17 protein-coding genes are annotated in these 17,673 nt (G+C 51.5%); 8 read left to right on the top strand and 9 right to left on the bottom strand.

The genetic code is table 11. From position 1 onward, the window contains the following. Positions 1-22: 22 nt before the first annotated feature. The 3 genes from xylH to xylF form a co-directional block, all read right to left on the bottom strand. Complete coding sequence (gene xylH, locus OGV93_RS08545) at positions 23-1,204, bottom strand: xylose ABC transporter permease XylH (protein WP_142418067.1); 1,182 nt, start codon at positions 1,202-1,204, stop codon at positions 23-25. Continuing rightward, positions 1,182-2,723, bottom strand: a complete 1,542-nt coding sequence (locus tag OGV93_RS08540) for a xylose ABC transporter ATP-binding protein (RefSeq protein WP_046275786.1) — start codon at positions 2,721-2,723, stop codon at positions 1,182-1,184. The genes xylH and OGV93_RS08540 overlap by 23 nt, the downstream gene beginning before the upstream one ends. Before the next feature lie 109 nt (positions 2,724-2,832). After that, positions 2,833-3,825 (bottom strand): D-xylose ABC transporter substrate-binding protein, encoded by a 993-nt coding sequence (xylF, locus tag OGV93_RS08535; RefSeq protein ID WP_016154926.1) that lies wholly within the window; start codon positions 3,823-3,825, stop codon positions 2,833-2,835. A gap of 365 nt (positions 3,826-4,190) precedes the next feature. Here xylF and xylA point away from each other — a divergent pair, with 365 nt between their 5' ends. From xylA to yiaA, 4 genes are all read left to right on the top strand, one after another. After that, entirely contained in the window at positions 4,191-5,513 is a 1,323-nt protein-coding gene (gene xylA / locus OGV93_RS08530) for a xylose isomerase (protein ID WP_287109510.1), read from the top strand. A gap of 71 nt (positions 5,514-5,584) precedes the next feature. Next, positions 5,585-7,039, top strand: coding sequence for a xylulokinase (xylB, locus tag OGV93_RS08525; RefSeq protein WP_275262206.1), 1,455 nt, complete (start codon positions 5,585-5,587; stop codon positions 7,037-7,039). Between the two features lie 166 nt (positions 7,040-7,205). Beyond that, a complete protein-coding gene (gene yiaB / locus OGV93_RS08520; RefSeq protein WP_047415855.1) occupies positions 7,206-7,574 on the top strand; it encodes an inner membrane protein YiaB in 369 nt (122 codons plus the stop codon). After that, positions 7,575-8,012, top strand: a complete 438-nt coding sequence (gene yiaA / locus OGV93_RS08515) for an inner membrane protein YiaA (RefSeq protein WP_142418069.1) — start codon at positions 7,575-7,577, stop codon at positions 8,010-8,012. 40 nt (positions 8,013-8,052) lie between these two features. On the opposite strand, the gene OGV93_RS08510 is transcribed toward yiaA, so the two are convergent. Beyond that, positions 8,053-9,048, bottom strand: coding sequence for an acyltransferase (locus tag OGV93_RS08510; protein ID WP_109017937.1), 996 nt, complete (start codon positions 9,046-9,048; stop codon positions 8,053-8,055). 173 nt (positions 9,049-9,221) lie between these two features. Between OGV93_RS08510 and OGV93_RS08505 the strand changes: the two genes are divergently transcribed. The 3 genes from OGV93_RS08505 (at position 9,222) to glyS (ending at position 12,616) form a co-directional block, all read left to right on the top strand. Next, positions 9,222-9,530 carry a YsaB family lipoprotein gene (locus tag OGV93_RS08505; protein WP_016154920.1) on the top strand — a complete coding sequence of 103 codons (309 nt, stop codon included), beginning with the start codon at positions 9,222-9,224 and terminating at the stop codon, positions 9,528-9,530. 95 nt (positions 9,531-9,625) lie between these two features. After that, complete coding sequence (gene glyQ / locus OGV93_RS08500) at positions 9,626-10,537, top strand: glycine--tRNA ligase subunit alpha (RefSeq protein WP_001168551.1); 912 nt, start codon at positions 9,626-9,628, stop codon at positions 10,535-10,537. Between the two features lie 9 nt (positions 10,538-10,546). After that, positions 10,547-12,616 (top strand): glycine--tRNA ligase subunit beta, encoded by a 2,070-nt coding sequence (gene glyS / locus OGV93_RS08495; protein WP_287109509.1) that lies wholly within the window; start codon positions 10,547-10,549, stop codon positions 12,614-12,616. Between the two features lie 63 nt (positions 12,617-12,679). On the opposite strand, the gene cueP is transcribed toward glyS, so the two are convergent. The 3 genes from cueP to OGV93_RS08480 form a co-directional block, all read right to left on the bottom strand. Next, on the bottom strand, positions 12,680-13,219 hold the full coding sequence (gene cueP / locus OGV93_RS08490) for a copper-binding periplasmic metallochaperone CueP (RefSeq protein WP_104651747.1): 540 nt from the start codon (positions 13,217-13,219) through the stop codon (positions 12,680-12,682). Positions 13,220-13,406: 187 nt separating this feature from the next. Beyond that, positions 13,407-13,619, bottom strand: coding sequence for a transcription antiterminator/RNA stability regulator CspE (gene cspE / locus OGV93_RS08485; RefSeq protein WP_000014594.1), 213 nt, complete (start codon positions 13,617-13,619; stop codon positions 13,407-13,409). Positions 13,620-13,899: 280 nt separating this feature from the next. Next, entirely contained in the window at positions 13,900-14,190 is a 291-nt protein-coding gene (locus OGV93_RS08480) for an HTH-type transcriptional regulator (RefSeq protein WP_016157726.1), read from the bottom strand. Between the two features lie 380 nt (positions 14,191-14,570). Between OGV93_RS08480 and OGV93_RS08475 the strand changes: the two genes are divergently transcribed. Beyond that, complete coding sequence (locus tag OGV93_RS08475) at positions 14,571-15,281, top strand: DUF3053 domain-containing protein (protein ID WP_016154915.1); 711 nt, start codon at positions 14,571-14,573, stop codon at positions 15,279-15,281. Between the two features lie 58 nt (positions 15,282-15,339). Here OGV93_RS08475 and ghrB read toward each other — a convergent pair whose 3' ends face one another. Both ghrB and OGV93_RS08465 read right to left on the bottom strand, forming a co-directional pair. After that, positions 15,340-16,314: a glyoxylate/hydroxypyruvate reductase GhrB gene (gene ghrB / locus OGV93_RS08470; protein ID WP_094761604.1), complete on the bottom strand. Its 975-nt coding sequence runs from the start codon at positions 16,312-16,314 to the stop codon at positions 15,340-15,342. Positions 16,315-16,336: 22 nt separating this feature from the next. Further along, on the bottom strand, positions 16,337-17,617 hold the full coding sequence (locus tag OGV93_RS08465) for an MFS transporter (protein ID WP_003827389.1): 1,281 nt from the start codon (positions 17,615-17,617) through the stop codon (positions 16,337-16,339). Positions 17,618-17,673: the final 56 nt, after the last annotated feature.

Here is a 17,673-nt window from a genome sequence, read left to right as displayed (position 1 = left end):
GAGATACACCCACTTCTTAAATTCAGGAACGACGTTTGGTTGCTGAGTCCATCCATACCGCCAACAACAATATCGCCCCTTTCACTATGTATTGCCAGAAGGTGGGGACGTCCATCATACTCATTCCATTATCGAGAGAAGCCATAATGAATGCGCCCATGACGGCGCCGGCAACACTCCCGACCCCTCCCGCCAGGCTGGTTCCCCCGATGACACATGCGGCAATGGCATCCAGTTCTGCAATGTTCCCTGCGGAAGGGGAACCTGCGCCAAGCCGGGAGCTAAGAATGAGCCCGGCAATGGCGACCATCAAACCATTAATAGCGAAGACGGCAAGTTTGGTGCGTTCAACGTTGATACCTGAAAGGCGGGCGGCTTCCAGGTTCCCGCCAATGGCGTAAATTCTCCGACCGAATGCCGTGCGCGTGGCCATAAACATCCCACCGAGCAGCAGCAGCGTCAGCAGCAGGACGGGCGTTGGAACACCACGATAATCGTTTAATAGCCAGATTGCCCCTAAGACGACAATGGCTGTGAATGCCTGGCGACCCACAGCCGACGTTGATGCGGGAGTGGCAAGTCCTAACGCCTGGCGACGCATACGGCCTCGCCATTGCCAGCCAACAAACGCCATTAAGCCGAGAGCACCGATGACAAAGCCTGTGCCATCAGACAAGTAGCTCTGACCAATCTGAGACATTGCTGCGCTGGTGGGGGATACGGTGGTGCCGTTGGTGATGCCAATCAGAATACCGCGGAAAGCCAGCATTCCCGCAAGGGTGACGATAAACGACGGAACCTTGCGGTAAGCAACCCACCATCCATTCCATGCCCCGAGGAGCAATCCCAGAGTCAGGGTTACGATCACCGTCAGCGGTAAAGGCCAGCTTAGCCAAACATCACAGATCGCCGCTACGCCGCCCAACAATCCCATCATGGAACCGACAGAGAGATCGATTTCAGCGGAAATGATCACAAACACCATACCCACGGCAAGAATACCGGTAATCGCAGTCTGTCGAAGCAGGTTCGAGACATTACGTGCGCTCAGGTATGCGCCATCAGTGGTCCACGTGAAAAACAGCATAATCACGATAATCGCCGCAATCATGACGAAGACTTGCAAGTTAAGCGATTTTATTGCTGGGAAACCACCTGTGATAGAGGGAGAAAGTTTCGCTTCAGACGGATTGTTTTTCGACATGATGTTCGCTCCTTAATGCGGCTTCCATCACCTGCTCCTGAGTCAGGTTATGATTTACCAGGTTAGCTTTCAGTTTTCCTTCATGCATCACGAGGATGCGATCGCTTAGTCCGAGCACTTCAGGTAATTCAGAGGAGATGACAATCACGGCAATGCCTTCCTGGACGAGCTGGTTGATGAGTTTGTAGATTTCATATTTGGCGCCGATATCAATACCCCTGGTGGGTTCATCAAGAATGAGAATCCGGGGATTTAACAGGAGGCAACGCGCGAGAATCGCTTTTTGCTGATTCCCTCCGCTCAGACGCCCGATCGCAAGGTCGGGGGACGATGTTTTTACTTTGAGCTGTTGAAGCGATTCCAGAATGCATTTTTGTTCAGCGGCATCATCAAGATGGCTCATGCCCCCGGTAAATTTATCGAGTGCAGCCAGCGTGATATTTTTCCCCACAGCCATCACCGGAACAATGCCATCTTTTTTTCTGTCTTCAGGCACCATGGCGATGCCATGAGCAATAGCTTGCTGGCAGTTATGGATATGTACCTGAGTGCCTTCAATAAAAATCTTTCCCTCCCAACGACCAGACCAGACGCCAAACAGACACTGTACGGCTTCGGTACGTCCTGCACCGACGAGTCCGGCAATGCCGAGAATTTCGCCCTGCTTGAGTGAGAAAGAAATGTCGTTGACGCGTTTTATATGGCGATTGACGGGATGCCAGGCTGTCAGATTCTCAACCCGTAAAATCTCTTCTCCCGTGGTATGAGGCTCGCTGGGGTAAAGTGCGGTGAGCTCACGACCAACCATCATGGTGATAATATCGTCTTCAGTCATGTTGGTCGCATCGCGTGTGCCGATGTGTTTACCGTCGCGAATAACGCAAATGGTATTCGAGATGGCCTTAACTTCATTCAATTTGTGTGAAATATAAATGCAGGCGATATCATGCTGTTGTAGGTCACGTATAATATTCAGCAGTATTGCAGTTTCCTGCTCGGTGAGGGAGGCCGTTGGTTCATCCAGAATAAGTAAGCGGACCTGCTTATTCAGCGCTTTTGCAATTTCTACCAGCTGTTGTTGCCCTAATCCTAAATCGCCCACGCGCGTATCTGGCGAAATAGACAAACTGACCTGATCGAGTAATTTTTGACAGCGTAACGTCATCATCTCGTAATCAAGAACGCCGTTACGGGTCATTTCGTTACCGAGGAAAATATTTTCCAGTATTGTTAACTCTTTTACCAGGGCTAATTCCTGGTGGATGATCGCAATACCCTTACGTTCGGTATCACGAATATGGCTGGCACGGATGGCTTCGCCAGCAAAAATGATCTCGCCTTCGTAGGTTCCATGCGGGTAAATTCCGCACAGAACTTTCATTAGCGTCGATTTACCCGAACCATTTTCACCGCATAATGAAATGATTTCGCCAGCATTGATCCTAAGGCTAACGTTATCAACCGCCTTCACTACGCCGAATGTCTTGGTAATGTTTTTCATTTCAAGAAGATATGGCATAACTGCTCCACATAAGCCAATAAGAGAACCCTGCGTGGACATTCACGTTTATCCGTGGCGAATTTGACACCACGTTTTATTGCCCTCTGATTTGCAGAGGGCACATGGCTTACAGATCGCTTTTCTTGTGGAATCCGTCTTTAATGACGGTCTCGTTAATATTGTCTTTGTTAACATCAATAGGTGTGAGTAGTCGGGAAGGGACATCTTTCAGGCCATTATTCAGCGAAGTATCTGCTTTAGGCTGTTGATCATTTCCCAGTTCGACGGCGATTTCCGCAGCGGTATTTGCGAGCAATGTAATAGGTTTATAAACCGTCATGGTTTGAGTCCCGGCGACAATGCGCTTGATGCCTGCAAGGTCTGCATCTTGTCCGGAAATAGCGACTTTTCCTGATAATCCTTGCGCACTCAGCGCCTGAATCGCACCGCCAGCTGTGGCGTCATTTGAGGCAACTACTGCGTCAATTTTGTTATTGTTGGCGGTTAGCGCATTTTCCATAATCTTCAACGCATTCTCCGGTAACCAGCCGTCAACCCATTGATCGCCCACCACCTTAATTTTTCCGCTGTCGATATAAGGTTTTAATACTTTCATTTGTCCAGCGCGGAACAGCTTCGCGTTGTTATCAACGGGTGAGCCACCCATCAGGAAATAATTCCCTTCGGGAACAATATTGACTAATGATTGAGCCTGTAATTCACCTACTTTTTCATTATCGAAAGAGATATAAAAATCGATGTCAGCATCATTGATCATGCGATCGTAAGCCAGCACCTTGATCCCTTCTTGTTTTGCTTCTTTGATAACATTGCTTAATACCTGGCCGTTGTAAGGGATTATCACAAGGACATCCACGCCCCGGTTTATCATGTTTTCAATCTGCGACATTTGGGTTTCTTCATTACCATTCGCCGATTGTACAAATACTTTCGCACCAAGCGATTCAGCTTTGTTGACGAAAATATCGCGATCTTTCTGCCAGCGTTCCAGGCGGAGATCATCAATCGCCATACCGATTTTTACTTCTTTGGCATGACCTGCGACACTGGTGAGTAAAAGGGATGTGCAAACAGCAAGTAAAATGTTCTTCATCTTCATAATCGTGATGCCTTTTGTAGGGGGGAAACAGCAGTAAAAGTAACAATCACAGCATAAGACGTAGCAGAGTTTTAACAGGTAACGGCGGGAAGGCAATTATAGATTTTTATCTTCCAATTACGTTTTTTGGTTTATTTCTTGATTTATGACCGGGATCGTATTTTAAATGATTCGTTACCTGGGTTGCATTTAAGTTTGATAAGTAACAATTTTTAAATTGTTCAGATTTTATTTTGAGAAGTAGCGCACACTTGTGAATTATCTCAATGGCAGTATGAAATAACATAATTGAGCAATGGGTGGGGAGTGCCCAATATTACGACATTATCCATCACCCGCCGCATTACCTGATTATGGAGTTCATTATGCCAGCCTATTTTGACCAGCTTGAGCGCGTTCGTTATGAAGGCACCAAATCAACTAATCCATTAGCATTTCACCACTACAACTCTGATGAGTTAGTGTTAGGCAAGCGTATGGAAGATCACCTGCGGTTTGCTGCCTGCTACTGGCACACTTTCTGCTGGAATGGTGCAGATATGTTTGGTGTTGGTGCATTTAATCGCCCGTGGCAGCAGCCCGGTGAAGCGCTGGAATTAGCGAAGCGCAAGGCGGACGTGGCGTTCGAGTTTTTCCACAAGCTGAACGTGCCCTACTACTGCTTCCATGACGTGGATGTCTCGCCGGAAGGCGCGTCGCTGAAAGAGTACAAAAACAATTTTGCGCAGATGGTTGATGTACTGGCGGCAAAACAGGAACAGAGCGGCGTGAAGCTGCTGTGGGGAACGGCAAACTGCTTCACCAACCCACGTTACGGCGCGGGCGCGGCCACGAACCCGGATCCGGAAGTGTTCAGCTGGGCCGCCACTCAGGTGGTTACGGCTATGGATGCCACGCATAAATTAGGCGGTGAAAACTACGTTCTGTGGGGCGGTCGTGAAGGCTATGAAACGCTGCTGAATACCGATCTGCGGCAGGAACGTGAGCAAATTGGTCGCTTCATGCAACTGGTCGTGGAACACAAACACAAAACCGGTTTCCAGGGCACTTTGCTTATCGAGCCGAAGCCGCAGGAACCGACCAAGCACCAGTACGATTACGATGCGGCGACCGTATACGGATTCCTCAAGCAGTTCGGTCTGGAAAAAGAGATCAAACTGAATATCGAAGCCAACCACGCCACGCTGGCGGGTCACTCGTTCCATCACGAAATCGCCACCGCTATCGCGCTGGGTCTGTTTGGCTCTGTCGATGCCAACCGTGGGGACGCACAACTGGGCTGGGATACTGACCAGTTCCCGAACAGCGTAGAAGAGAATGCGTTGGTGATGTACGAAATCCTGAAAGCCGGCGGCTTCACCACCGGTGGCCTGAACTTCGATGCCAAGGTTCGTCGTCAGAGTACCGATAAATACGATCTGTTCTATGGTCATATTGGTGCGATGGATACCATGGCGCTGTCGCTGAAAATTGCGGCGCGTATGATTGAAGACGGTGGTCTGGATCAGCGCGTGGCTAAACGTTATGCCGGTTGGAATGGTGAGCTGGGCCAGCAAATTCTGAAAGGGCAGATGACGCTGACGGAAATTGCGCAGTACGCTGAACAACACAACCTGGCGCCAGTGCACCAGAGCGGTCATCAGGAATTGCTGGAAAATCTGGTGAACCATTATTTGTTCGACAAATAACGGGTCTCTGAGCATGTCCGTAAGCCCGGTCAGCTCGCGCGACCGGGCCTTTCTTTAAGGAACGATGCCCTATGTATATCGGGATAGATCTTGGCACATCAGGCGTAAAGGCCATTCTGCTCAATGAGCAGGGCGATGTGGTCGCTTCGCAAACGGAGAAACTCACCGTCTCGCGCCCGCACCCGTTATGGTCAGAACAAGACCCAGAGCAGTGGTGGCTGGCAACGGATCGTGCTGTGAAAGCCCTGGGTCGGCAGCATTCACTTCGCGAGGTGAAAGCGTTGGGGATTGCCGGACAGATGCACGGCGCGACGCTACTGGATGCACAACAGAAGGTATTGCGCCCGGCTATCCTGTGGAACGATGGTCGCTGCGCCGAAGAGTGCGTCATGCTGGAGAGCCTGGTTCCGCAGTCTCGTGCCATCACCGGCAACCTGATGATGCCTGGCTTTACCGCGCCAAAGCTGCTGTGGGTACAGCGCCACGAACCGGAGATTTTTAGCCGGGTTGATAAAGTCCTGCTGCCGAAAGATTACCTGCGCCTGCGTATGACCGGCGATTTCGCCAGCGATATGTCTGATGCGGCTGGTACCCTGTGGCTGGATGTTGCGAAGCGTGATTGGAGTGATGTCATGCTGGAAGCCTGTAAGCTGACTCGTGCGCATATGCCTGCGCTCTATGAAGGCAGTGAGATTACCGGAACATTGTTGCCAGCAGTCGCCAGGGCCTGGGGAATGCAGGAGGTTGCGGTGGTCGCCGGAGGCGGGGATAACGCAGCGGGGGCAGTTGGCGTGGGCATGATGAATGCCGGTCAGGCGATGCTATCGCTGGGTACTTCCGGGGTCTATTTTGCGGTCAGCGACGGCTTTCTCAGCAAACCGGAAAGCGCGGTCCATAGCTTTTGCCATGCATTGCCTGAACGATGGCACCTGATGTCCGTGATGTTAAGTGCGGCATCCTGCCTGGACTGGGCGGCAAAATTAACCGGACTGGCGAGCGTTCCTGCGTTGATTGCCGCAGCGCAACAGGCGGATGAACACGCTGAGCCGGTCTGGTTTTTACCCTATCTGTCCGGTGAACGTACGCCGCACAACAACCCGCAGGCGAAGGGCGTATTTTTCGGTCTGACGCATCAGCATGGTCCGGCGGAGCTGGCACAGGCGGTGCTGGAAGGCGTTGGTTTTGCATTGGCTGAGGGTATGGACGTGGTACACGCCTGCGGCGTGCAGCCCTCCAGCATTACGCTGATTGGCGGCGGGGCGCGCAGCGAATACTGGCGTCAGATGCTGTCTGACATCAGCGGATTGCAGTTGGATTACCGTACCGGCGGCGATGTTGGTCCTGCTCTCGGTGCGGCGCGTCTGGCGCAAATTGCCATTAATCCGCAGCAGCCATTATCAGACCTTCTACCTCAGCTTACGCTGGAGCAGGCGCATTATCCTGATGCCGAGCGCCATGCCCTTTACCAACAGCGTCGGGAAACCTTCCGCCGAATCTATCAGCAATTACAACCGCTGATGTCCTGACCCTAAATCCCCTCTGATAAACAGAGGGGATTTATCAAATATATATTTCAATCTAATTAATAATTAGCGCGCATGAATTTATTCTGAAAGTCCGGCGTAGTGACCTTTTCTGTGTTGTCTTTAGCGGGTTATTCATATTGTATCCATGATGGATAAGGAGGTCCCAATGAAGACGACAAGGCTGTTGCCATGGATATTATTCTTCTCTGGTGCATTGATTTACGTTATTGGCTTATGGCGGGCATGCCCGTTATTGAGTAGCAAAGGCTATTTTTTTGCCGTGCTGATGACGGGAATGTTTGTGACGTACGTTTATCAGCGTGCAGAAAATCTCAATCAGAACGATGAACACTTCGCCTCTGTATGTCAGATGGTGGCGCTCATCACGGTAGGGGTGCTGTTGGTGGGCGTATTGAATGTCCCATTATCACCCCTCGAAAAGGGGCTGTTCCCGCTGGCATTCATCGTATGTTTACTGGGGCAAGTTTTACTCATGCGTTCAGCAGAATATTTATCTAAAGGACCGGAACTCTAAATGGAAAACAGGACATCAACTTATTCACCGGCATTTAGTATTGTGTCATGGGTCGCGCTTCTCGGCGGCATTGTGGTTTATCTGCTGGGATTGTGGAATGCCGATATGCAGTTGAACGAAAAGGGGTATTACTTTGCTGTTTTGGTGCTTGGTTTGTTTTCTGCTGCGTCGTATCAAAAGACGGTACGGGATAAATATGAGGGGATCCCGACTACGCCGATTTACTACATAACCTGTCTTGCCGCGTTTATTATTGCGGTTGCATTGTTGGTTATCGGTTTGTGGAATGCCACGCTGCTGCTAAACGAGAAAGGGTTTTACGGCCTGGCCTTCTTTTTAAGCCTGTTTGGTACCGTTGCGGTGCAGAAAAATATCCGTGATAGTGACTTTGAGCATCCAAAAGAAACGCTGGCAGTCGCAGACGATTTTACGGAGTGATCGTATGCCCTCGATGGTTACCGATCGAGGGCTTTTATTGTTAGCTCACCAGTCTGCGCGTATCGATGCGCTGCAACAATACAGACAACAGTAAACTTCCCGCTAGCGTGGCGCTAAAAATCCATAACATATCCAGCGGCGGCCAGTTTTTGAGTTCTACACCGTTGGTGCGTAGCGCGTGAATGATCAGCGCATGAAAGCCATAAATGCCCAGGGAGTGGCGGGAAATAAGGCCCAGTACCGGCAGAGTGCGCGTACTGAGCGTATTTTTGACCAGCGTCAGGAGGGAGGCAGCACAAATAAACACCGCCGGGCCGCAATAGAGATACCAGGTATCGGCAAAATTGCCTCGCCAACGCAGTTCATGCAACGTGCCTCGAGAAATAATAAACACTGCGATGATAAACAACGCCGCACAGAGCCAGGTAAGTGCGCGCTTGTGCGTATCCATCATACCAATCGCTCGGCCTAGCATACCGTACACGATGTAGTAGAACGTGTCGCCACTGATGTACAGGTTGATGGGAAGCCACTCAAAACCGCCAATTTTTTGTGAGACGGTATTGGGATTGGCAATCACCCCAATCACCACCATAAGCGCCAGCAGCATCTTGCCGCTGATATTTTTTACCTGTATCAGCGGGGAAACCAGGTAGATTACGGCGATCGCGAAGAAAAACCACAGGTGATAGAACACCGGCTTTTGCAGCAGGTTTTTCAGCGACAGCTCAGCGTTGATCGAGGTAAACAGCAGGATGTAGGCCAGCGCCACGCTGCTGTAAAACAGGATGCAGAGCGCAATGCGCATGAAATGGCGCGGTTTGGCGCTGCGCTCGCCAAAAAACAGATAGCCCGAAATCATAAAGAACAACGGGACGCTGACGCGAGAAGCTGAATTGAGCACATTGGCCAGATCCCAATTCAATGGGCTGACGCTTTGCGCATTGGTGATGTACCAGGCCGTGGTGTGGATCATCACAACCATGAGACAGGCTATCCCGCGCAGGTTATCAATCCAGAATATTTTGGGCTGCATCAGTTCCTCTGTATTCATTAAAAAAAGTCTGACCGAAATTTTGCGAGCGTAGCTCACTGGAAAAATCCGAGTTCTTACGCTAAAGCTTGAGATGGTCTGATGAGATTCTCAAAATAGCATCCGTTTCCAGACACTTAATAATAAGACTGACCAGCAAACCAGGCGCTAATAAAATGATGATGAAGTATTTCTTTTCCGCGATCGTTACCCTTTTACTGGTTGCGTGCGCCGACACCCAGCCGCCTGCACCCGCGCAGAAGGCGCAAAAGATCAAAGTCAGTGCAACACGTTCGCTGGATATGGAGTCACTGTGTAAAAATGAGGCGGCACAAATCTACAACACTGGTGTGCAGAAAATTGATATCTCCGGTCTGGAACAATTTCAGGGCAGCTATGAGATGCGTGGTTCTACCTTCCGTAAAGAGAGTTTTGTCTGCTCTTTTGATGCAGACGGGCAGTTTTTACACCTTTCCATGCGCTAAGTTCCCCCTTTTTCCCGTTTCGTACTGTATATCTTGCAGCCAGCGGGTATACTGACCGCTTCCTTTAAATCCACACGTATCCAGCACGAAATAATATGCAAAAGTTTGATACCAGGACCTTCCAGGGCTTGATCCTGACCTTACAGGATTACTGGGCTCGCCAGGGCTGCACCATCGTTCAACCATTGGACATGGAAGTCGGCGCAGGGACATCTCACCCAATGACCTGCCTGCGGGCGCTGGGGCCGGAACCGATGGCGACTGCTTATGTGCAGCCTTCTCGTCGTCCGACCGACGGCCGCTATGGCGAAAACCCGAACCGCTTACAGCACTACTATCAGTTCCAGGTAGTGATTAAGCCGTCTCCGGACAACATTCAGGAGCTGTACCTGGGTTCTCTGAAAGAGCTGGGTATGGACCCGACCATTCACGATATCCGTTTCGTGGAAGATAACTGGGAAAACCCAACGCTGGGTGCCTGGGGTCTGGGTTGGGAAGTGTGGCTGAACGGCATGGAAGTCACGCAGTTCACCTACTTCCAGCAGGTTGGTGGTCTGGAATGTAAACCAGTGACCGGGGAAATTACCTACGGTCTGGAACGTCTGGCCATGTACATTCAGGGCGTAGACAGCGTTTACGACCTGGTCTGGAGCGACGGCCCGCTGGGTAAAACCACTTACGGCGACGTGTTCCATCAGAACGAAGTGGAGCAATCCACCTACAACTTCGAATACGCCGACGTGGACTTCCTGTTCACCTGCTTCGAGCAGTACGAGAAAGAAGCGCAGCAGTTGCTGGCGCTGGAAAATCCGCTGCCGCTGCCTGCGTATGAACGTATTCTGAAAGCCGCCCATAGCTTCAACCTGCTGGATGCGCGTAAAGCCATCTCCGTCACCGAGCGTCAGCGCTATATCCTGCGTATTCGCACCCTGACCAAAGCAGTGGCAGAAGCTTACTACGCTTCCCGTGAAGCCCTTGGCTTCCCGATGTGCAACAAAGACAAATAAGAGGCGGCCATGTCTGAGAAAACTTTTCTGGTGGAAATCGGCACTGAAGAGCTGCCACCAAAAGCACTGCGCAGCCTGGCTGAGTCCTTTGCTGCGAACTTTACCGCGGAGCTGGATAATGCTGGCATCGCGCACGGCAACGTGGAGTGGTTCGCCGCGCCGCGTCGTCTGGCGTTGAAAGTCGCTGCCCTGGCTGAAGCACAACCCGACCGTGAAGTAGAAAAACGCGGCCCGGCTATCGCCCAGGCGTTTGACGCCGAAGGTAAACCGAGCAAAGCGGCTGAAGGTTGGGCGCGTGGCTGTGGCATCACGGTTGATCAGGCTGAGCGTCTGACCACCGACAAAGGCGAGTGGCTGCTGTATCGCGCGCATGTGAAAGGCGAAAGCGCTGAAGCGTTGCTGCCGAATATGATCGCCACCTCACTGGCTAAGCTGCCGATCCCGAAACTGATGCGCTGGGGCGCGTCTGACGTTCACTTCGTGCGTCCGGTTCACACCGTGACGTTGCTGCTGGGCGACAAAGTTATTCCGGCAACTATTCTGGGTATTCAGTCCGATCGCGTGATCCGCGGGCATCGCTTTATGGGCGAGCCGGAGTTCACCATCGATAATGCCGATCAGTACCCAGAAATTCTGCGTGAGCGCGGCAAAGTGATTGCGGATTACGCTGAGCGTAAAGCCAAAATCAAAGCCGATGCCGAAGACGCGGCGCGTAAAATTGGCGGCAACGCCGATCTGAGTGAAAGCCTGCTGGAAGAAGTCACCTCGCTGGTGGAATGGCCGGTCGTGCTGACCGCGAAGTTCGAAGAGAAATTCCTCGCTGTTCCGTCCGAAGCGCTGGTTCACACCATGAAAGGTGACCAGAAGTACTTCCCGGTATACGCGAACGACGGCAAACTGCTGCCGAATTTTATCTTCGTTGCCAACATCGAATCCAAAGACCCGCAGCAAATCATCTCCGGTAACGAGAAGGTGGTTCGTCCGCGTCTGGCGGATGCCGAATTCTTCTTCAATACTGACCGTAAAAAACGTCTGGAAGACCATCTGCCGCGTCTGCAAACCGTGCTGTTCCAACAGCAACTGGGTACGCTGCGCGACAAGACTGACCGTATCCAGGCGCTGGCGGGCTGGATTGCTGGTCAGATTGGCGCTGACGTTAACCACGCAACGCGTGCTGGCCTGCTGTCCAAGTGTGACCTGATGACCAACATGGTCTTCGAGTTCACCGATACCCAGGGCGTGATGGGCATGCACTACGCGCGTCACGATGGTGAAGCGGAAGATGTCGCTGTGGCGCTGAACGAGCAGTATCAGCCGCGTTTTGCCGGTGATGACCTGCCGTCTAACCCGGTTGCCTGTGCCGTGGCGATTGCCGATAAGATGGACACACTGGCGGGTATCTTCGGTATCGGTCAGCATCCGAAAGGCGACAAAGACCCGTTTGCGCTGCGTCGTGCCGCGCTGGGCGTACTGCGTATCATCGTTGAGAAGAACCTGAATCTGGATCTACAAACGTTGACCGAAGAAGCGGTTCGTCTGTATGGCGACAAGCTGACTAACTCCAACGTGGTGGATGATGTGATCGACTTTATGCTCGGTCGCTTCCGCGCCTGGTATCAGGATGAAGGTTACACCGTCGATACCATTCAGGCAGTACTGGCGCGTCGTCCGACTCGTCCGGCTGATTTCGACGCACGTATGAAGGCGGTTTCGCACTTCCGTACGCTGGAAGCCGCGTCCGCGCTGGCTGCAGCGAACAAGCGTGTATCGAACATCCTGGCGAAGTCTGAAGAGACGCTGAATGACCGCGTAAATTCGGCAACGCTGAAAGAGCCGGAAGAAATTGCGCTGGCGCTGCAGGTTGTGGTGCTGCGCGATAAGCTGGAGCCTGTCTTTGCAACTGGTCGTTACCAGGAAGCGCTGGTTGAGTTGGCGGAACTGCGTGAACCGGTTGATGCGTTCTTCGAGAAAGTGATGGTCAACGTGGAAGATAAAGATCTGCGTATTAACCGTCTGTCTATGCTCGCAAAACTGCGCGAACTGTTCCTGCGCGTAGCGGATATTTCTCTGCTGCAGTAACGCTCCTGAGCTGACTTTGAAAAGCCGGATAAGCATTGTGCCATCCGGCTTTTTTGTATGTTGTTAGCGCAGCTGTAATTTTGTCAGACAGGTCTGGCTGTCTTCCATCGTCTTGATGGGATACTCTGCCGTTTTACCGTTGTAACTTACCGCGATTGTGCCTGCCATATTGCGCGGTAGCCATACCCCGACGAAGCCATTTCGACCACTCTTCATCACTTTTTGTACCATCACCTCACCCTTGTTATCCGTCACTTTGACATTGAATGCCTTCTCCGGCATTTCGCCCTGGCAGCCAGAAAGGCTGTGGTTGAAGCAAGGATGTGTTTGCCATTCATAGGGGGCAAATGACAGATAGAACTTGTCACCGAGCGGTAGGGTATAAATCTGATCGCCCGAAGAGAGCTTCAGTTCGGTACTGGTGATAGATGCTGAGTACGGCAGCGGGCGGTTCTGTGGCGACTGGTCAATGGTCTCGACGATTTGCTCGACGGATTTACCGCTGAGCCCGTGTTCCGCCAGAAAAGCAGCTTCCGGAGTTGCTGCGAACGCGCTACCGGTTGTGAGCAAACCTAAAACCAGCAGCAGTGAGGATTTCGACATAACTTCAATTCCTTGTGAATATTGTGGAATACAGACTGGCTCACTATAAAGCTTGCCCTTAGGGAAAGGTCAAAGGGAGGACGGGTAAAGTAATGCAAAGAAGCGTTTGGGCGGGGAGTCTTGCGAAGTACAGATAAAAAAAATCCCCGCCGTTTGGCAGGGATTCAGAATTTTGAGCTTTTTAAGCTTACAGGCTGGTTACGTTGCCAGCTGCCGGGCCTTTAGCGCCGCTTTCGATGGTGAAGGAAACTTTCTGACCTTCGTCCAGAGATTTGTAGCCATCGTTCTGGATAGCAGAGAAGTGTACGAACACGTCTTTAGAGCCATCGTCAGGAGTGATGAAGCCGAAACCTTTGTCAGCGTTGAACCATTTTACGATACCAGTCATTTTACCGGACATAGTGTATTACCTTTTAAAAAATAAGTGTGCCTTTCGGCGATATGGCGTGCTTTACAGATTTTTTAACAGTAAAGGAAATGCTCACTACGAAGGGTATCAACGATAACTCTTGAAGGGACTTGCCTTACTAACTGCTGTAATGGTCTGTACGTCAAACCGTTGAGGGCATTAACTCATTTTACGCATGTGGATGCAACTACTATTTTCTTTTTTGTGGATAACCCCCCTTAAGGGAACGGCCCTTTTACAGGACCGTTCATAAGTAAAATTGAAAAATAGTTCAATCCATCAGTTGCTTACTTAATCTTGGGTCTGCCTGAATCAGGCGCATTAACTTCAATTCGGTATTGGAAGGCTTTACGCGTTTAGACTCCCATTCATGAACCGTCGCGACCGTCACGCCCATCACCCGGGCAAAATCATCTGTTTTTAAACCTGTCCCTCGTCGTAGCTGTTCAAATTCGGTGAAAGGGTTGGTTTTTTGCGTCAGAGTAACCGTCTGCGATACATCTTTAAAAACAATCTGCTCCAGACTGCTCAGCAGTTCAAACATAGGATCTTTGTATTCCATTGAGAACTCCTACAAATCACACAGCGGGATCGTGAATTTCATCGAAGCTCATTAAGAGTAGTCGGAAAAAATGAAGCCGGATTTTAGGTTTGCGTGATGGATTCGTTTCAGCGGATCGGGGTCGACAATCTTTTGCAGGCTAACGAACTGATAAAGGTCGTGATCTGCGAACGATCGATCCCGATTGTAAAGATGACTAAAATATGACGTCGTGTGGTAAATGGCGCATTGTTTAGCAAAACGATGGGTGGCGGGAGCGGTTATTTTCCCCCACAAGATTACGCGGAAAGGGTATCTTGCGGGGCTGACCTGGACTATCCTTGTCAACGTCAGGCACGCGGGTGTCGTTGTGCGCATTTTTGGGTGAAAGGAGTATTAAAATGGCGACAGGTAAGTCCTGCTCTCGCTGGTTTGCGCCTGTTTTGGCGCTCTTAATGGTAGTTGGCCTGAGTGGGTGTTTTGATAAAGAAGGCGATCAACGCAAAGCGTTTATCGATTTTCTGCAGAATACTGCAATGCGTAGCGGAGAGCGTTTACCAACGCTGACCGCCGATCAGAAAAAACAGTTTGGCCCGTTTGTGTCCGATTACGCGATTCTGTATGGCTATTCGCAGCAGGTTAATCAGGCAATGGACTCCGGTCTGCGCCCGGTGGTTGATAGCGTAAATGCGATTCGTGTTCCTCAGGATTATGTGACTCAGCGCGAACCGCTGCGTCAGGCAAATGGTGCGCTGGGCGTGTTAGGGCAACAGTTGCAGAATGCGAAACTGCAGGCAGATGCTGCGCATGGCGCGCTGAAGCAGGGCGAGGATCTGAAGCCGGTCTTTGACCAGGTCTACAATAAAGTCGTCACTGTACCTTCAGAGGCGCTACAGCCGCTGATCCCTGCCGCGCAAATCTTCACACAGCAGTTAGTGCAGGTCGGTGATTTTGTGGCACAGCAGGATACGCAGGTGAGCTTTGTCGCTAACGGTATCCAGTTCCCAACTTCACAGCAGGCAAGTCAGTACAACACGCTGATTGGCCCGTTGGCCTCTCAGCATCAGGCATTTAATCAGGCCTGGACTGCTGCGGTGAATGCCGCTCAGTAATGAAGGCGCTGTAATACATAAAAGGCCGGGTAAGCGTAAGTGCTACCCGGCCTTTTGTTTATGGCGCGACCTGCGGGTTCACGCAATTCTTCTCAACGCGTCCTTGCAGCGCATCGATTAAGTTATCCACCGCACAGGCTGCCATGTTATAGCGCGTTTCATGCGTCGCTGAACCTATGTGCGGTACGGCTACCACGTTTGGCAGCGCCAATAACGGTGAGTCTGCCGGTAATGGCTCCTGCTCAAACACATCCAGGCCTGCGGCATGAATTTCCCCGCTTTGCAGGGCGGCAATCAGCGCTTTTTCATCGACCACTGGCCCACGCCCGGCGTTAATGAAAATGGCGGAGGACTTCATTTTGGCAAACTGTTCGGTACTAAACAGATGATGCGTTTCTGCGGTTAACGGCAGGATCAGGCAGACAAAATCGGACTCCTGCAACAGCGTATCGAGGTCGCAGTAACGCGCGTTGAAGCGTTCTTCCGCCTCCTGGTGATGACGGCGCGCGTTATAAAGAATCGGCATGCTAAAACCAAAATGCGCGCGTTGCGCCAGCGCCAGACCAATACGGCCCATGCCGACAATCCCCAGCGTTTTGTGGTGTACATCCGTACCAAACCAGTCCGGCCCGATACTTTTGGTCCATTCGCCAATTTTCACCCGTTCAGCAACTTCTACCACGCGGCGAGCGGTGCTTAACACCAGCGCCATTACCGTATCGGCGACAGTTTCCGTCAGCACGGTTGGCGTGTGCATCAACAGCACCTTGCGCGCGTTGAGGGCATCGACGTCGAAGTTGTCATAGCCTACGGAAATCGTGGATGTCGCACGTAGCCTGGGCATTTTCTCCAGTAGGGCGGTATTGACGGCTTCACTGGAACCCAGCATACCTTCCGCGTTGGCAAAAGCCTCGGCGTGCTGTGCGACCGTTTCCGGGCGCAGGTTAGGCACATGAGTCACAGTAAAATGCTCTTCCAGGCGATGCAGTAAATCGTCAGGTAACGCTTTATAGAGAATAATGGACGGCTTCATGCGAATCTCCGTAAGTTAAAATTTAAGCGTGGCGTGCGCCAATAGGTAATTGCTGATTATTAGCAGGCTTAACAATTAAAGTTAGCCATACTGAGACAAAAAGCGCTACCCCCATAAAAATGTACGAGGCGGATGGGCTGCCGGTTGCGCCATTGAGGTAGCCGACAAACCATGAACCAAAGAATGAGCCTAGCGCGCCCATGCTGTTAATCAGCGCCATTGCACCCCCGGCGACGTTGCGCGGCAGCATTTCCGGGATGATGGCGAAGAAGGGGCCATATGGGGCGTACATTGCCGCACCCGCAATAACTAACAGCGTGTAAGAAATCCAGAAGTGGTCTGCACCCACGGCCCAGGAGCCGATAAAAGCGAAAGCGGCTATCAATAACAGCGGCCAGACAAACAGTTTACGGTTTTGCAGCTTATCGGAGGCCCAGGAGACGAGGATCATCGCCGCCGTCGCCGCCAGATAAGGTACGGATGACAGCCAGCCAACCTCTACCATGCCCAGATTTGCGCCGCCGTTGCGGATAATCGACGGTAGCCACAGGACAAAACCATAGACGCCAATACTCCAGGCGAAATACTGCATGCACAGCAGGATGACGTTACGTGAGCGGAAGGCCTCGCTATAGTTACGCACGGCTTTGATGCCTTGCTGCTCTTTTTCCAGTTGCGCCTGAAGGGCGGCTTTTTCAGATTCTGACAGCCAGCCGACCTGAGACGGTTTGTCTTTTACCAATACCCACCAGCAGAACGCCCAGATGATGGCCGGGAAGCCCTCGATGATAAACATTTCCCGCCAGCCCAGCGCCTGGATCAGATAACCGGAAACCACAGACATCCACAGGACGGTAACCGGGTTACCGAGGATCAGGAAAGTGTTAGCGCGCGAGCGCTCGGATTTCGTAAACCAGTTGCTGATATAAATCAGCATTGCGGGCATCACCGCGGCTTCAACGACGCCAAGAATAAAGCGGATGGCGGCAAGCATTGGAATATTGCTGACCATACCGGTTAACGACGCGCATGCGCCCCAGAGGATCAGACAGACAAAAATCAGTTTTCGTACGCTGCGCCGTTCTGCGTAAATCGCGCCTGGGATCTGAAAGAAGAAATAGCCGAGGAAAAACAGAGCGCCCAGCAGGGAAGAGATCCCTTTGGTAATGCCGAGGTCCTCGTTGATACCGGCGGCGGAGGCGAAGCTGAAGTTCGCACGGTCAAGGTACGCCAGGCTATACGTGATAAACACGATTGGCATAATGTACCACCAGCGTTTTGCTGCATTAGTTGAGCTATTCATAGACTGCCCTCTGGTTATGCTGATACGCCGCCTCTGTATGTAGGGTACAGAGACAG

Source organism: Citrobacter sp. Cb031, from assembly GCF_030336725.1.
Taxonomy (GTDB): domain Bacteria; phylum Pseudomonadota; class Gammaproteobacteria; order Enterobacterales; family Enterobacteriaceae; genus Citrobacter; species Citrobacter braakii.
The sequence above is the reverse complement of the archived record's forward strand: the minus strand, read 5'-3'. Positions and strand labels throughout refer to the sequence as shown.

Excerpts from the sequence above, each read along its gene's own strand:
- ghrB (WP_094761604.1), bottom strand. The coding sequence starts at position 16,314 with ATGAAGCCGTCCATTATTCTCTATAAAGCGTTACCTGACGATTTACTG.
- OGV93_RS08510 (WP_109017937.1), bottom strand. The coding sequence starts at position 9,048 with ATGCAGCCCAAAATATTCTGGATTGATAACCTGCGCGGGATAGCCTGT.
- xylA (WP_287109510.1), top strand. The coding sequence starts at position 4,191 with ATGCCAGCCTATTTTGACCAGCTTGAGCGCGTTCGTTATGAAGGCACC.
- cueP (WP_104651747.1), bottom strand. The coding sequence starts at position 13,219 with ATGTCGAAATCCTCACTGCTGCTGGTTTTAGGTTTGCTCACAACCGGT.
- xylF (WP_016154926.1), bottom strand. The coding sequence starts at position 3,825 with ATGAAGATGAAGAACATTTTACTTGCTGTTTGCACATCCCTTTTACTC.
- cspE (WP_000014594.1), bottom strand. The coding sequence starts at position 13,619 with ATGTCCGGTAAAATGACTGGTATCGTAAAATGGTTCAACGCTGACAAA.
- OGV93_RS08475 (WP_016154915.1), top strand. The coding sequence starts at position 14,571 with ATGGCGACAGGTAAGTCCTGCTCTCGCTGGTTTGCGCCTGTTTTGGCG.
- glyS (WP_287109509.1), top strand. The coding sequence starts at position 10,547 with ATGTCTGAGAAAACTTTTCTGGTGGAAATCGGCACTGAAGAGCTGCCA.
- glyQ (WP_001168551.1), top strand. The coding sequence starts at position 9,626 with ATGCAAAAGTTTGATACCAGGACCTTCCAGGGCTTGATCCTGACCTTA.
- yiaB (WP_047415855.1), top strand. The coding sequence starts at position 7,206 with ATGAAGACGACAAGGCTGTTGCCATGGATATTATTCTTCTCTGGTGCA.
- xylB (WP_275262206.1), top strand. The coding sequence starts at position 5,585 with ATGTATATCGGGATAGATCTTGGCACATCAGGCGTAAAGGCCATTCTG.
- OGV93_RS08540 (WP_046275786.1), bottom strand. The coding sequence starts at position 2,723 with ATGCCATATCTTCTTGAAATGAAAAACATTACCAAGACATTCGGCGTA.
- yiaA (WP_142418069.1), top strand. The coding sequence starts at position 7,575 with ATGGAAAACAGGACATCAACTTATTCACCGGCATTTAGTATTGTGTCA.
- OGV93_RS08465 (WP_003827389.1), bottom strand. The coding sequence starts at position 17,617 with ATGAATAGCTCAACTAATGCAGCAAAACGCTGGTGGTACATTATGCCA.
- OGV93_RS08480 (WP_016157726.1), bottom strand. The coding sequence starts at position 14,190 with ATGGAATACAAAGATCCTATGTTTGAACTGCTGAGCAGTCTGGAGCAG.
- xylH (WP_142418067.1), bottom strand. The coding sequence starts at position 1,204 with ATGTCGAAAAACAATCCGTCTGAAGCGAAACTTTCTCCCTCTATCACA.
- OGV93_RS08505 (WP_016154920.1), top strand. The coding sequence starts at position 9,222 with ATGATGATGAAGTATTTCTTTTCCGCGATCGTTACCCTTTTACTGGTT.